Origin of the sequence: Mesorhizobium shangrilense (assembly GCF_040537815.1) — a bacterium.
GTDB classification, from domain to species: Bacteria; Pseudomonadota; Alphaproteobacteria; order Rhizobiales; family Rhizobiaceae; genus Mesorhizobium; species Mesorhizobium shangrilense.
Genome location: NZ_JBEWSZ010000001.1, coordinates 4,771,294 through 4,784,773, shown reverse-complemented (window position 1 = coordinate 4,784,773; position 13,480 = coordinate 4,771,294). Strand labels below are relative to the sequence as shown.

13 protein-coding genes are annotated in these 13,480 nt (G+C 63.7%); 10 read left to right on the top strand and 3 right to left on the bottom strand.

What is annotated here, in order from left to right; genetic code table 11:
• Position 1: 1 nt before the first annotated feature.
• Genes ABVQ20_RS23100 through lpdA form a run of 4 tightly spaced genes read left to right on the top strand, consistent with a single transcriptional unit; the run spans position 2 to position 4,929 of the window.
• On the top strand, positions 2-1,030 hold the full coding sequence (locus tag ABVQ20_RS23100) for a thiamine pyrophosphate-dependent dehydrogenase E1 component subunit alpha (RefSeq protein WP_354461779.1): 1,029 nt from the start codon (positions 2-4) through the stop codon (positions 1,028-1,030).
• A complete protein-coding gene (locus ABVQ20_RS23095) occupies positions 1,030-2,028 on the top strand; it encodes an alpha-ketoacid dehydrogenase subunit beta (protein ID WP_354461778.1) in 999 nt (332 codons plus the stop codon). Before ABVQ20_RS23100 ends, ABVQ20_RS23095 begins: the two co-directional genes overlap by 1 nt.
• A 3-nt stretch (positions 2,029-2,031) precedes the next feature.
• A complete protein-coding gene (locus tag ABVQ20_RS23090) occupies positions 2,032-3,435 on the top strand; it encodes a pyruvate dehydrogenase complex dihydrolipoamide acetyltransferase (RefSeq protein WP_354461777.1) in 1,404 nt (467 codons plus the stop codon).
• 48 nt (positions 3,436-3,483) lie between these two features.
• Positions 3,484-4,929 (top strand): dihydrolipoyl dehydrogenase, encoded by a 1,446-nt coding sequence (lpdA, locus tag ABVQ20_RS23085; protein WP_354461776.1) that lies wholly within the window; start codon positions 3,484-3,486, stop codon positions 4,927-4,929.
• A gap of 102 nt (positions 4,930-5,031) precedes the next feature.
• On the opposite strand, the gene ABVQ20_RS23080 is transcribed toward lpdA, so the two are convergent.
• Positions 5,032-5,706, bottom strand: coding sequence for an HAD family hydrolase (locus ABVQ20_RS23080; protein ID WP_354461775.1), 675 nt, complete (start codon positions 5,704-5,706; stop codon positions 5,032-5,034).
• Between the two features lie 110 nt (positions 5,707-5,816).
• The gene (locus ABVQ20_RS23075) at positions 5,817-6,458 is read right to left on the bottom strand and encodes a hypothetical protein (RefSeq protein ID WP_354461774.1); all 642 of its coding nucleotides are present in this window, start codon (positions 6,456-6,458) and stop codon (positions 5,817-5,819) included.
• A gap of 209 nt (positions 6,459-6,667) precedes the next feature.
• On the opposite strand from ABVQ20_RS23075, the gene ABVQ20_RS23070 reads away from it, so the two are divergent.
• The 5 genes from ABVQ20_RS23070 to ptsP are packed head-to-tail and all read left to right on the top strand — an operon-like array spanning position 6,668 to position 11,392.
• On the top strand, positions 6,668-7,105 hold the full coding sequence (locus tag ABVQ20_RS23070) for a transcriptional regulator GutM (RefSeq protein WP_354461773.1): 438 nt from the start codon (positions 6,668-6,670) through the stop codon (positions 7,103-7,105).
• A gap of 55 nt (positions 7,106-7,160) precedes the next feature.
• On the top strand, positions 7,161-7,928 hold the full coding sequence (srlA, locus tag ABVQ20_RS23065) for a PTS glucitol/sorbitol transporter subunit IIC (protein ID WP_354461772.1): 768 nt from the start codon (positions 7,161-7,163) through the stop codon (positions 7,926-7,928).
• A gap of 17 nt (positions 7,929-7,945) precedes the next feature.
• A complete protein-coding gene (srlE, locus tag ABVQ20_RS23060; RefSeq protein WP_354461771.1) occupies positions 7,946-8,950 on the top strand; it encodes a PTS glucitol/sorbitol transporter subunit IIB in 1,005 nt (334 codons plus the stop codon).
• Positions 8,951-8,974: 24 nt separating this feature from the next.
• On the top strand, positions 8,975-9,355 hold the full coding sequence (locus ABVQ20_RS23055) for a PTS glucitol/sorbitol transporter subunit IIA (protein WP_354461770.1): 381 nt from the start codon (positions 8,975-8,977) through the stop codon (positions 9,353-9,355).
• Between the two features lie 57 nt (positions 9,356-9,412).
• The gene (gene ptsP, locus ABVQ20_RS23050) at positions 9,413-11,392 is read left to right on the top strand and encodes a phosphoenolpyruvate--protein phosphotransferase (RefSeq protein WP_354461769.1); all 1,980 of its coding nucleotides are present in this window, start codon (positions 9,413-9,415) and stop codon (positions 11,390-11,392) included.
• A gap of 3 nt (positions 11,393-11,395) precedes the next feature.
• Here ptsP and ABVQ20_RS23045 read toward each other — a convergent pair whose 3' ends face one another.
• A complete protein-coding gene (locus tag ABVQ20_RS23045) occupies positions 11,396-12,202 on the bottom strand; it encodes a hypothetical protein (protein WP_354461768.1) in 807 nt (268 codons plus the stop codon).
• Between the two features lie 158 nt (positions 12,203-12,360).
• Between ABVQ20_RS23045 and ABVQ20_RS23040 the strand changes: the two genes are divergently transcribed.
• Positions 12,361-13,368: a sugar-binding transcriptional regulator gene (locus ABVQ20_RS23040; RefSeq protein ID WP_354461767.1), complete on the top strand. Its 1,008-nt coding sequence runs from the start codon at positions 12,361-12,363 to the stop codon at positions 13,366-13,368.
• Positions 13,369-13,480 lie beyond the last annotated feature (112 nt).

Below are 13,480 nucleotides of genomic sequence, written 5' to 3'. Positions count from 1 at the left end.
CATGCCCGAAGCCATCAAAGCCGTCGCGGACAGCCGCGCCAACCTGCCTTTCGTCTATCGCCAGTACAGCGCCGAGCAGCTCAGGCAGGTGCTCCACAAGATGTACCTCATCCGCCGCTTCGAGGAGGGCGCGGAAGAGTCCTACACGCGCGGCCTCATCCACGGCACCATGCACCTGTCGATCGGACAGGAAGCCAGCGCCATGGGAATCTGCATGCCGCTCGGCGATAATGACCAGATCACCTCGACCCATCGCGGCCACGGCCACTGCATCGCCAAGGGTGCTGAGGTGAAGCGCATGTTCGCCGAGTTCTTCGGCAAGACCACTGGCTACTGCAAGGGCCGTGGCGGCTCGATGCACATCGCCGATGTCGCCAAGGGCAATCTCGGCGCCAACGGCATCGTCGGCGGCGGCATTCCGATCGCCGTTGGGGCAGCACTTTCCTCCAAGATGATGAAGACCGGCAAGGTCGTCGTCTCCTTCTTCGGCGACGGCGCCAACAATGAAGGCGCCTTCCACGAGGCGCTGAACATGGCCGCGATCTGGAAACTGCCGGTCATCTTCGTCTGCGAGAACAATGGTTACGGCATGTCGACGTCGACGGCGCGCTCCACCGCGGTCAAGAACATCGCCGACCGCGCCGCCGCCTATTCGATGCCCGGCGTCATCGTCAACGGCAACATCTTCTCGGAAGTCGCCGAGGCCTCGCACAAGGCCGTCGAGCGTGCCCGCGCGGGCGAAGGGCCGACGCTGATCGAGTCCAAGACCTACCGTCATCGCGGCCACTCCAAGAGCGACCGCAACCGCTATCGCACCAAGGAGGAGATCGAGGACTGGATGTCGAACCGCGACCCGATCACCCTGTTCGAAAACGAGCTGCGCGAGTTCGGCTTCATCGACGACAAGGGCATCGAAGCCGTTCGCGAGGCCGTGGCGAAGGAAATCGCTGACGGTATCGAGTTCGCCAAGGCGAGCCCTTCCCCGGATGTCCGCGACACCGGCAATTATGTTTATACGGAGCAGGCGTGATGGACGCGATGGTGCGTGAGCTGAGTTATGCCCAGGCGATCCAGGAAGCCATGGCGATCGCCATGGACATGGACGAACGCGTCTTCCTGATGGGCGAGGATATCGGCGTCTATGGCGGTGCCTTCCAGGTCACCGGCGACCTGGTCGAGCGTTTCGGTCCGGATCGGGTGCTGGACACGCCGATTTCGGAACTGGGTGGCGCGGGCGTCGCGGTGGGTGCCGCCGTCACCGGCATGCGGCCGATCTTCGAGTTCCAGTTCTCCGATTTCGCTACGCTGGCCATGGAGCAGATCGTCAACCAGGCGGCCAAGATGCGCTTCATGCTTGGCGGCGAGGTTTCCGTTCCCGTGGTCATGCGCTTTCCCGCCGGTTCCGGCACGGGTGCCGCCGCGCAGCACAGCCAGAGCCTGGAGGCCTGGCTCGGCCACGTCCCCGGCTTGAAGGTCATCCAGCCGGCGACGCCCTACGATGCCAAGGGCATGCTGCTGGCGGCCGTCGCCGATCCCGATCCCGTCATGATCTTCGAGCACAAGCTGCTCTACAAGACGAAAGGCCCGGTGCCAGAAGGCTATTACACGGTGCCGATCGGCAAGGCCGACATCCGCCGTGAGGGCCGCGATCTGACCATCGTTGCCACCTCGATCATGGTGAACAAGGCGCTTGAGGCCGCGGCCACCCTGGAAGCCGAAGGCATCGACGTCGAAGTCGTCGATCTCCGGACCATCCGGCCGATGGACAAGCAGACGGTCATCGACAGCGTCAAGAAGACGTCGCGGCTGATGTGCGTCTACGAAGCGGTCAAGACGCTGGGCATCGGCGCCGAGGTCAGCGCGATGATCGCCGAGAGCGACGCGTTCGACTATCTCGACGCACCGATCGTCCGGCTGGGCGGCGCGGAAACCCCGATCCCTTACAATCCCGAACTGGAAAAGGCTTCGGTGCCGCAGGTTCCCGACATCATCGCCGCCGCGCGCGACCTCGTGAAGGGGGTTCGCTAGCTCATGCCGACCGAAGTCATTCTACCCAAGGTCGACATGGACATGGCGACCGGTCAGATCTCGCGCTGGTTCGCGACCGAGGGCGCGACCGTCAAGAAGGGCGACCTTCTGTTCGAGATCGAGACCGACAAGGCCGCGATGGAAATCGATGCCCCGGCCAGCGGCATCCTGCGCGATGTCACCGGCAAGGAAGGCGTCGACATTCCGGTCGGCGCGCCCGTGGCCTGGATCTATGCCGAGGGCGAGGCTTATAGCGACAAGGCGCCAATCTCCCCCCTCGAGGGGGAGATGTCGGCAAAGCCGACAGAGGGGGTCGCCTCAGAAGGCACCTCCTTTGGGCCGAGTCCGGTCGAACCGACCCCACCCGACCGGCCTGCGGCCGGCCACCCTCCCCTCGAGGGGGAGGGGAGAACCCGCGCGACGCCTTTGGCTCGTCGCTTGGCCCGAGAGGCAGGACTGAGCCTCTCCGGCATATCAGGCACCGGCCCATACGGCCGCGTCGTGAAAGCCGACATCGACGCAGCGCTTTCCTCCCCCCTCGAGGGGGAGGTGTCCGCGAAGCGGACGGAGGGGGTCGCCCCAGAAGGCACCTCCTTTGCGCCGAGTCCGGTCGAACCGACCCCACCCGACCGGCCTTCGGCCGGCCACCCTCCCCTCAAGGGGGAGGGGGACGTGCTTCGCCTGTTCGAGCAGGGTTCCTACGACCTCGTCCCGCACGACAACATGCGCAAGACCATCGCGCGGCGCCTGGTCGAGGCCAAGACCACGATCCCGCATTTCTACCTGACACTCGACTGCGAACTCGACGCGCTGCTGGCGCTGCGCACGCAGCTCAATGCGGCGGCACCGACGAAGAAGACCGACAAGGGCGAAGCGCCCGCCTACAAGCTGTCGGTCAACGACATGGTCATCAAGGCTTTTGCCGTGGCGTTGAAGGCGGTGCCGGATGCCAACGCCTCTTGGACCGAAACCGCCATGGTCAAGCACAAGCATGCCGATGTCGGCGTCGCCGTGTCGATCCCCGGCGGCTTGATCACGCCGATCATCCGCAAGGCGGACGAGAAGACGCTGTCGGTGATCTCCAACGAGATGAAGGATCTGGCGAGCCGTGCCCGTAGCCGCAAGCTGAAGCCGGAAGAGTACCAGGGGGGCACCACGGCGGTGTCCAACCTCGGCATGTTCGGCATCAAGGACTTTGCCGCCGTCATCAACCCGCCGCATGCGACGATCCTCGCGGTCGGCGCCGGCGAACAGCGGGCGGTGGTGAAGAACGGCGAGATCAAGATTGCCACGGTGATGTCGGTGACGCTGTCGACCGACCATCGCGCCGTCGATGGCGCGCTTGGCGCTGAACTGCTCGTTGCCTTCAAGGGCTTGATCGAAAACCCGATGGGTATGCTTATATAGTCCATCGTCGGTGTCGACCATCAAGCATGCGCGAGCAGGGGAATTCCCATGGCTGAGAACTATGACGTCATCATCATCGGCTCGGGGCCTGGCGGCTATGTCGCCGCCGTGCGCGCCGCGCAGCTCGGCTTCAAGACGGCGATCGTCGAGCGCGAGCATCTCGGCGGGATCTGTCTCAACTGGGGCTGCATCCCGACCAAGGCGCTGCTGCGCTCGGCCGAGATCATGCACTATTCGGACCATCTCAAGGATTATGGCCTGAAGATCGACGGCAAGGTCAGCGTCGACACATCAGCCGTGGTCGACCGCTCGCGAAAAGTGTCGCTGCGCCTCAACAACGGCGTCGGCTTCCTGATGAAGAAGAACAAGGTCGACGTCATCTGGGGCGAGGCCAAGCTGACCAAGCCCAATGAGATCGTCGTGTCGAAGACCTCCAAGAAGCCGATGGAGCCGCAGCCGCCGGTACCGAAGGGCGTCAAGGGCGAGGGTACCTACACCGCCAAGCACATCATTCTCGCCACCGGCGCCAGGCCGCGCGCGCTGCCCGGCGTCGAGCCGGACGGCAAGCTGATCTGGACCTATTTCGAGGCCATGGTTCCGCCGGAAATGCCGAAGTCGCTGCTGGTCATGGGTTCCGGCGCCATCGGCATCGAGTTCGCCTCCTTCTATCGCACCATGGGCGTCGACGTGACCGTGGTCGAACTGCTGCCGGCGGTGATGCCGGTCGAGGATGCCGAAGTCTCGAAATTCGCGCAGAAGCAGTTCGAGAAGCAGGGCATGAAGATCATTCTCGAAGCCAAGGTGACCAAGGTCGAGAAATCAGCCAATTCGATCACCGCTCATGTCGAGATGAAGGACGGCAAGGTCGAGAAAATCACCGCCGACCGGATGATTTCGGCCGTCGGCGTCCAAGGCAATATCGAGAATCTCGGGCTGGAAACGCTGGGCGTCAAGACCGAGCGCGGCTGCGTGGTCGTCGACGGCTACGGCAAGACCAATGTTGCCGGCATCTATGCCATCGGCGACGTCGCCGGGCCGCCGATGCTCGCCCACAAGGCCGAGCATGAGGGCGTCGTGTGCGTGGAAAAAATCGCCAATTTCCCCGGCGTGCACGCCATCGACAAGCTGAAGATCCCCGGCTGCACCTATTGCAACCCGCAGGTCGCCTCCGTCGGCCTGACGGAAGCCAGGGCTCTGTCGGAAGGCAAGGAGATCCGCGTCGGCCGCTTCCCCTTCGCCGCCAACGGCAAGGCCATTGCGCTGGGCGAAGACCAGGGTTTCGTCAAGACCATCTTCGATAAGAAGACCGGGCAGTTGCTGGGCGCGCATATGGTTGGCGCCGAGGTGACCGAGCTGATCCAGGGTTTCGTCGTGGCAATGAACCTCGAGACCACCGAGGAAGAGCTGATGCACACCATCTTCCCGCATCCGACACTCTCGGAAATGATGAAGGAAAGCGTGCTCGACGCCTATGGTCGTGCGCTGAACGCATAGGTCAAGGCCGGGTCGTAGTCAGAACGGCCAAATTGCTGCAGCCGCATGCGGGTGCCGTCCTTGCGGCACCCGATCAATCATCGAAAACTATGCCGGCGAAAACTATGCCGGAATGCCGAATTCGGCCAGTTGCAGGCTGACTTCCTGCCAGTCCGAACAGATGATGGAAGCACCCGCCGCCGCCAGCCGCGCCGCGTGCTCGGGATAGGTATGTCCGCCACCCGTGTAGCCGATCGCCATCATGCCGGCGGCAACCGCGCCCTGGATGCCGAAGGGCGAATCCTCGATCACCACGCAATCCGCCGGATCGGCGCCCATTTTCTCGGCGGCGAACAGGAAAATGTCGGGCGCCGGCTTGCCGTTCTTGACCATGGAGGAGCTGTAGATCGCGTCTCCGAAGAATTCAGCCAGTCCAGTCACCGCGAGACTGTGGTTTATGCGCTCGACGGAGGAGGACGAGGCAACGCAGCGGTCGCCCTTGAGCGCCTTCAGGAAGGTGGTGATTCCCGGCGTCGGCTTCAGTTCCTCGGAGAAAAGAATCTTGGTTTCCGTCCAGATATCGCCGTCCGCGGCCGCCGGAAACTGATGGCCGGTCAATTCCTTGATCCGGACGATGATGTCCGACTGCTTCATGCCGACGCATTGGGCGATGATACCGCCATGGACGCCGCTCATGCCGTGCTTTTCGTAGACACGTTCGTAAGCCTTCGCGGCCAGCGGCTCGCTGTCGACAAGAACGCCGTCGCAATCGAAAATGATGAGCTTTGAACGCGCCACGCGCTTCTCCCGAACCTCAATAGAATCCGCACATCGCTATCGATAAAAAGTCAAATGTTCAATAGCTGGCGCGCTCCGGCGCTTGGGGGAATGGCGGGAACGTTCAAAAATCAGAGCTGGCGGATGGCGTCGGTCGGGCGCTGTGTCCCAAGCGCCCGCTGCATGGCCTGCCGGGACTGCGCATGGTCCGGCGTGATCCAGTTCGGTTCGGCGCCGAGAAAACGGTCGAGGAAGGCCACGGCATAGGCCGGCATCTCCGTCACATTCTCACGATAGGACCACCAGGTGCGCAGATCGTCGGCGCATTTGTCGATGCTGGGCGCGCTGCCGAATTCCTGCTGATAGACGGCTGAAATCGCCGATACACAGTAGTTGGTATAGAGAAAGCCCTCGGGCCAGAAGCGGACGATCTCCATCGTCTTGGCGTTCGCCTCGGTTTCGATCAGCTGGGTGAGCCCGGATATCTCCTTTGCCGGCGCCTGCCGGATCAGCTCGCGCAGAACCAGCCCGGCGGCAAACACGATGAAGTCCGCTCGGTCGATCTCGGCAAAGCGCTTCTGCGCGTCCATGATCTCGATCCAGTCGAGAAAGGCCCTGGTGAGCTTGGTTTCGTCGATGTCGTAGCGCACGCCGAACGTGTCCGAGACCACCTTGGCGCTGCTGCGGAAGGTGGCGCGAAACCAGCGCAACTGCCGCAGCCGATGACCAAGATCGGGCATCAGGGCCAGTTCATCCTTGAAGGGCAGATCCATCTCTCATCCATCCTGTTTCGGCGGAAGCCAGGGCCCCGACCCTAGCACGCTTGTGTGATCGCCGAAATCAATCCGCGTTTCCTGTGGATGACGATCGCTGACGATATTATCATACATATTGACATTCTCGGAAACAAATGTTCTCACTTTGACGTTGCCTCGCACTGCTACAAGCTGCGAGTCGACGGAGCTTCGGGAGGAAAACCGAAATGGCGATCTGGCAGTGGGGACTGCTTCTGCTGGTTATTGTCTGGGCGCTGCAATCGCTCGGCGTCTGGCTGCAGATGAGACACTATTCCGATGTCTTCAGGGGCGTCACGGATCAGTACAAGGATGGATTTGTCGGCGCCGGCAATTTTCGCGGGCGGTTCGCCAAGGGCACCATAGCCCTGGTTGTGGTGACGCCCGATCTGGTCGTGCGTCGCCTGATGGTGATGACCGGCCGCTCGGTGTTCACCAAATTCAAGCGCCATGAAGAATTCGAGGGCGTTCCCCTCGATCGACTCCGGTCCAACCCTGCGATCATGGGGGAGGGGGAACCCGGTGTGGCCGAGGCCGTGAAACGGGCGATCGAACAGATCGACAAGACACGGTCGGAGCCGGGGACGAAGCCGGGCCTGTCCGGCTTGAATGTAGCAAGGGTATAGAGGACGCCGCGCGCCGACTGGGATCAAACCGGCAGGCGCGGCATAAGGAGGAGAAATGTCTGTATTTTCGTTGTTGGCGCAGCATGCCGACCTGGCGGTGCACAATCTGCATGTCGCAGGCACCATGGTTTCGGATGCTGCCTTGCATGGCAAGCTCGCTGTCGAGCATGCCTCTGATCATCTCGTGGTTCTGGCGCAGGCGCAAACCGACAGCGCGCCAGTCACCGCCGATCAGCTGAAGGAACAGCTGAAAAACGTGCAGCAGGAAGAGCAGCTCGGCTGGCTGACCGCCATCGGCAAGCACTTCATCGGTGTCTTCCAAAAGGGCGGCGAAGTATTCGCCGGTTTCGTCACCGGCATCATCCCCACGCTTGTGGTGCTGATGACGGCGTTCTACGCCATCACCGAACTGGTCGGCGAAGAGCGTGTTCACGGTCTGGCGCGTGGTGCTGGCCGCATCGCGCTGACCCGCTATACCGTGCTGCCACTGCTGGCGGTGTTCTTCCTAACCAACCCGATGGCCTACACGTTCGGCTCGTTCCTGGAAGAAAAGCACAAGCCCGCCTTCTACGACGCGGCCGTGTCCTACGTGCATCCGCCGCTCGGTCTGTTCCCGCACATCAACCCTGGTGAATATTTTGTCTGGGGCGGCATGCTCGTGGCCTTGCTCGACCTTGAGAAGCGGGGCGTCATCGCTCCCGGCTACCACGTCAAGGTGGCGATCTGGTACGCGATTGTCGGCCTCGTCGTCATCCTGCTCAAGGGCATGCTGACCGAGCGCATCACCGCCATCATGGCACGCCGCCAGGGCGTCGAGCTGTAAGGGCGGGGGAGGACATCATGGCCAAGACATACAAAGCAGTAAAGATCTCCCGGGGCAACACCGGCTGGGGCGGTCCGCTCGTGATCGAGCCGACCGCCCAACGCAACAAGGTGGTTTCCGTGACAGGCGGGGGTATTCACCCCGTGGCGCAGCTCATCGCCGATATGACCGGCGCAGAGGCAGTTGACGGCTTCAGGGCGCCGCCGATCGAAAGCGAGATGGCGGTCGTCGTCGTCGACTGCGGTGGTACCGCACGATGCGGCGTCTATCCGCGCAAGCGTATCCCGACCGTCAATTTGACGCCGGTCGGACAGTCTGGGCCGCTCGCCCAGTTCATCACGGAGGATATCTACGTTTCGGGTGTGAAGCCGGCCAACATCACAATGGCGGACGGATCCGAGGCGGTCACCACTGCGGGGGGAGCAGCATCGATGAGTTCAAGCAACAGCAATGCGCCCACCGCGCCGACACCTCTGCCCAGCGAAGGCGGGCTTATCGGCTTCATCAGCACGGTAGGCCGTGCCATGGGTCGTGTCGTCGGCATCTTCTTCAATGCCGGCCGCCGCACCATCGATCAGGTCATTCGCAACGTGCTGCCGTTCATGGCCTTCGTGACCATGCTCATCGGCCTGATCCTCTATACCGGCATCGGTGATATACTGGCGCAGCCGATGGGTCCGCTGGCCAACAACATCGTCGGCCTGCTGATCATCTCCGCCATCTGCGGCCTGCCGTTCCTGTCGCCCATTCTCGGGCCAGGCGCTGTTATCGCGCAGGTCATCGGCGTCGCCATCATCGGCCCGCAGATCGCCAACGGCACGATTTCGCCGGCAATGGCGCTGCCGGCGCTGTTTGCCTACAACACCCAGGTGGGGTGCGACTTCGTGCCGGTCGGTCTTGCGCTCGGCGAAGCCAAGCCGAAGACCATCGAGATCGGTGTTCCGGCGGTGCTCATCAGCCGCCAGATCATGGGCCCCGTGTCCGTGCTGATCGCATGGGTCGTCAGCCTGTTCGTTTTCTAGGATAACAAGAATGAGGTTCGCCATATGACGGTTCTGTTGAGAACACGGGTCACTGCCATCGGGCCCGAAGTGGCGGATCTCGCCGAAGGGGGCGTTGTCATCCTGTTCGCGGATGGCTCGCCGCCGGAGCTTGCCGAGGTTTCCGTGCTCCACAAGACGGAGCACGGACCGAGCGACGGCGCGCCCGCCAAGGGCGCGTCGATCACGCTCGGCGATGTTTCGGCCGTTATTACCGCCGTCGGCTCCAGCGCATGGAGCAAGGTCCTCGAGATGGGCCACGTCGTCATCTCGTTCAACGGCGCCACCGAGGCCGAGAGGCCGGGCGAGATCTGCGCGTCGCAAGTCGACAGCCAAGCGCTCGTGGCCGCCCTGAAGACCGGCGCGATCATCACCATCGCCGCCTGAAACCACCCGCGTCGCCACCTGAGTTGTGACGGCGCCAAGAAAAGCAGAGTATTTGCCATGGAACGCTCGACCATCGTCAGAGTGCATGAAGGTTTGCACGCCCGTCCCGCCACCCGCTTCGTCAAGCTGGCGAAGGGTTTCGAATCCGATGTCGAGATCATCAAGGACGGCAAGGCCGTCAGCGCCAAGAGCTCGGTCAAGCTGATGCTGCTGGGCGTCAAGGAGAACCAGGAAGTGGTCGTCCGCGCAACCGGCGCCGACGCCATCGAGGCCGTCGAAGCGCTGATCGGCTATCTCGAGAACCCCAAGGCGGGTCTCGACGATGAGTCGGAGTCACAGAGCCCGGCGAGCGGTGCAGCGGAAGCAGCAAGGCCTGTGCCAGCGCCCGAGTCGCCAAAAACTGCGCCCGCCGGCAGCCTGCGAGGCGTGGCTGCCAGCGAAGGCGTGGCCATCGGTCCGGCCTTCGCGCATTTTCCGCCCCAGATCACGGCCCAGGCACACCAGCTCAAGGCCGATGAGATCGACGGCGAGATCGAGCGCTTCCGCGCCGCCGTCTCTGCCGTCCAGGCGCGCATGGACCGCGCGTTGGCGCAGGACAGCCTGTCGGCCGGCGATCGCGGCATCATCGCGGCACTCAGGGATATCGCCGCCGACGACACCTTGACCGGCGAGGCCGAGAAACAAATCAAGGGCGGTACCGATGCGGTGTCGGCTGTCGTCACCGCCGCCGCCACCATCGCCAGCGATTTCAGCGCGGTCGACGACCACTATCTCAACGCGCGGGCCGACGACGTGCAGGCTGTCGGGCGCCAGCTGTGCCTGGCGCTGCTCGGGCAGGACGACGTCAGCCTCGAAAATATCCCTGAAGGCGCGATCCTCATCGCCGACGACATCGGCGCCTGGGACCTGGCGCGCGCGCCGCTCAAGCGAATCGGCGGCGTGGTCTGCGGCCATGGCGGCGCCACCTCCCATATCGCCATCATCGCCCGCTCGCACGGCATACCGGCGGTGCTGGGCCTCGGCGACAAGGTCAACGCGCTGCGCACGGCCCGCCAGGTGGCCCTCGACGGCAACTCCGGAGCCGTGATCATCGATCCCGACGCGGCCACGTCAGCTGATTTCGCAGAGCGGGTCGAGGCCGCCGCCAGGGAGCGCGCCGGGCTGACCGTGTTCAAGGGCGTGACGCCGAAGCTTGCCAACGGCACGGTGATCGAGGTCGCCGCCAACATCGGCTCGCTCGAGGAGATCGAGGCGGCGCTCGACGCCGGCGCCATGGGCATCGGCCTGTTCCGCACCGAACTGCTGTTCATGCGCCACATGCATCTGCCCTCGGAGGACATGCAGGCGGAAACCTATTCGGCGCTGGCCAAGGCCTTTGCCCGGCATCCGGTCATCGTGCGCACGCTCGACATTGGCGGCGACAAGCCGATTGCCGGCATAGAATTTCCCGAAGAGGAAAACCCCTTCCTCGGCTGGCGCGGCATCCGCATGTGCCTCGACCGTCCCGACATCTTCAAGCGCCAGCTGCGCGCGCTGCTGCGCGCCGCCGTGCACGGCAACATCAAGGTGATGCTGCCGATGGTCTCCGACATCGGCGAGGTCCGGCAGACCCGCATTCTGGTCGAGGAATGCGCGGCCGAGCTCAAGGCCGAGGGCGTTGCGCATGCCATGTTCGACCTTGGCGTGATGATCGAAACCCCGGCCGCCGTGCTGATCGCCCCGGCGCTGGCGAAGGAAGTGTCGTTCTTCTCCATCGGCACCAATGATCTGACCCAATACATCATGGCTGCTGACCGGCTGAACCCGACGGTGGCGAAACTCAACGATGTCACCAATCCGGCTGTCATGTCGGCGATCGAACTGACGGCGCGGGCCGGCGTCGCCGCCGGCATCATGGTCGGCATGTGCGGCGAGGCGGCGGGCCGTCCCGACCTGATCCCGATCTTCGTCAAGATGGGCCTGACCGAACTCTCGATGAGCCCGGCCTCGATCCAGCGCGCCAAGAAGACGATATCGGCGATGGTGGGCTCGGCCTGACGACTACGGCAGATGGGCGAGCAGCGTGGCGAAAACCGCCGTCAGCTCGCTCATCAGGTCGGCCTTCGCGCAGGCCTGAAGGATGCGGTCGTGGCGCACATTCGCCGCCAGCACCGCGATCTCCAGCATGTCGGGCTCGGACGAACCGTCGGTGGCGATGGTTGCCAGGCCGCAGGCCAGCGCCAGCGGCGCGAGGCAGCGTATATCCATAGCGTTACGCTGCACGACGGCCGGCGTGTCCACCGCCGCCTCGCTGAAGCGGATCGGCCGGTGGCCGAGAAATTCCATCAGCAGCGCCGAGCAGGCGGCCGCGACCGGCGAAAGCTGGCCGGATGGTTCGGCATTGTCGGCGAGGGCGGCAAGCAGATCGGCATGCCGCTTGCGCATCGAGGCGTGAACGGCGGCAAAATTCGCCTCATGGATGCGGGCGTCAACAACCTTCAGCTCAGCCAGTACGGCCTTGGCCAGATAATACATGTCGCGCCGGAACAGGCGCTCGCCGCCGAGCTGCTGGTCCTTGTCACCGGCCGGGAAATAGCTGCGCAGGCTCTTCACCGTCGTGCCGTCCACCTTGGCCGGGCGTTCATGCGGGACCAGCGATTCGGCCAGCGACAGCGCGTCATCGACGGCGCTCGCGGCATGGCTGAGCAGACCTTCGATGCCCTTACCCGGAAACGGCGGCAAATGGCTGGTGGCTTCGCGCAAGGCCTCGCCGGCGCCGTCATGGCGGCTCTGCCGGATGGCGTCGCGCACCTCGCGCAGCCGGTCCTTCAGGTTGACGCGGACATCCTCGGATATTTGTCGCAGCATCGCGGATCGCCTCAAAATTGTCTGCCAGGTGCGGCCATCGTGCCTGCCGCTAACCCTACATTGTTCCTATCGATTGGTCGATCAATAGGCGATACTAGACGCGCATGCAGAATCGGTGACAGCGGGTTGGCTGGCGCCGCAGGGGAGAGGGGACGGAATTGGGCAGGCGGCGACAGAGCGAAACCGAAGGCGTGGCCGAGACGCCAGAGCATCTCGTGAGCGAGAGCCGCACCGACCGCCTGAGGATCCGCGCCGCCTGGATGTATTTCGTCGAGCAGATGACGCAAAACGAGATCGCCGACGTGCTCGGCGTCGGCCGCGTCACCATCGTGCGCATGCTGGCCGAGGCGCGGTCACGCAACGAGGTCAAGATCAGCATCGAGAGCGAACTGTCGGAAATCGTCCGGCTCGAACGCGCGCTGGAGAAGACTTTTGGCCTGCAGCAGGCGCTGGTGGCGCCGCTTTCGGCCCCCAATGCCGACCCGATCCCGGCCATCGCCGCCAAGACCGGCAGTTTTCTGTCCGACATGATGAAATCCGGCATGCGCGTCGGCGTTGGCTGGGGCAGGACGCTGTTCGCGAGCCTACCCTTCATCAGCGCCAAATCGCTCACCGACTTCAAGGTCATTTCGCTGCTCGGCGGTGTCGGCGTCGTGCGGCGATACAACCCGGCCGAGTTCTCCTGGCGCTTTGCCCAAATCTTCCAGGGCGACGGCTACCTGATCCCGACGCCAGCTGTCGTCGACAGCGTCGAGACCAAGATCGCGCTGGTCGAGCGCTGCGGCCTGCAGGAGGTTTTTGAAATGGCCAACGTGCTCGATGCTGTTCTGCTGAGCGTCGGCGGCATCGCTTCGGCCACCACTTTCTCGCGCGGCGGCTTTCTAAAGGAAGCGGACCGGGAGACCCTGCTTGCGCGCGGCGCGGTCGGCGACCTTCTGTTCCACTTCTTCGACCGCAACGGCGACCTGGTCGACCACCCCATCAACAGTCTGGTCATGTCGGTGGATGTCGACCGGCTGCGCAAGGCGCCGATCCGCATCCTCACGTCGGGCGGCCCTGAAAAGATCGAAGCCCTGCTCGGCGCCATGCACCTCATCGCGCCGACCATTCTCATCACCGACGAGGACAGCGCACGGCGGATGCTGGAGGCGCATGGCGCTGCCTGAAGCAATTTCAGGAAAAGCGCAAAACGGTTCCGTCCGGAATTGCGTCAAAACAAGGAGATGGAGCGTTTCCGTGAAACGATGAAGCATTCCAGGCTGGCGCGCGGCAGGCGGG

Excerpts from the sequence above, each read along its gene's own strand:
- ABVQ20_RS23100 (WP_354461779.1), top strand. The coding sequence starts at position 2 with ATGCCCGAAGCCATCAAAGCCGTCGCGGACAGCCGCGCCAACCTGCCT.
- ABVQ20_RS23095 (WP_354461778.1), top strand. The coding sequence starts at position 1,030 with ATGGACGCGATGGTGCGTGAGCTGAGTTATGCCCAGGCGATCCAGGAA.
- ABVQ20_RS23090 (WP_354461777.1), top strand. The coding sequence starts at position 2,032 with ATGCCGACCGAAGTCATTCTACCCAAGGTCGACATGGACATGGCGACC.
- lpdA (WP_354461776.1), top strand. The coding sequence starts at position 3,484 with ATGGCTGAGAACTATGACGTCATCATCATCGGCTCGGGGCCTGGCGGC.
- ABVQ20_RS23075 (WP_354461774.1), bottom strand. The coding sequence starts at position 6,458 with ATGGATCTGCCCTTCAAGGATGAACTGGCCCTGATGCCCGATCTTGGT.
- ABVQ20_RS23070 (WP_354461773.1), top strand. The coding sequence starts at position 6,668 with ATGGCGATCTGGCAGTGGGGACTGCTTCTGCTGGTTATTGTCTGGGCG.
- srlA (WP_354461772.1), top strand. The coding sequence starts at position 7,161 with ATGTCTGTATTTTCGTTGTTGGCGCAGCATGCCGACCTGGCGGTGCAC.
- srlE (WP_354461771.1), top strand. The coding sequence starts at position 7,946 with ATGGCCAAGACATACAAAGCAGTAAAGATCTCCCGGGGCAACACCGGC.
- ABVQ20_RS23055 (WP_354461770.1), top strand. The coding sequence starts at position 8,975 with ATGACGGTTCTGTTGAGAACACGGGTCACTGCCATCGGGCCCGAAGTG.
- ptsP (WP_354461769.1), top strand. The coding sequence starts at position 9,413 with ATGGAACGCTCGACCATCGTCAGAGTGCATGAAGGTTTGCACGCCCGT.
- ABVQ20_RS23045 (WP_354461768.1), bottom strand. The coding sequence starts at position 12,202 with ATGCTGCGACAAATATCCGAGGATGTCCGCGTCAACCTGAAGGACCGG.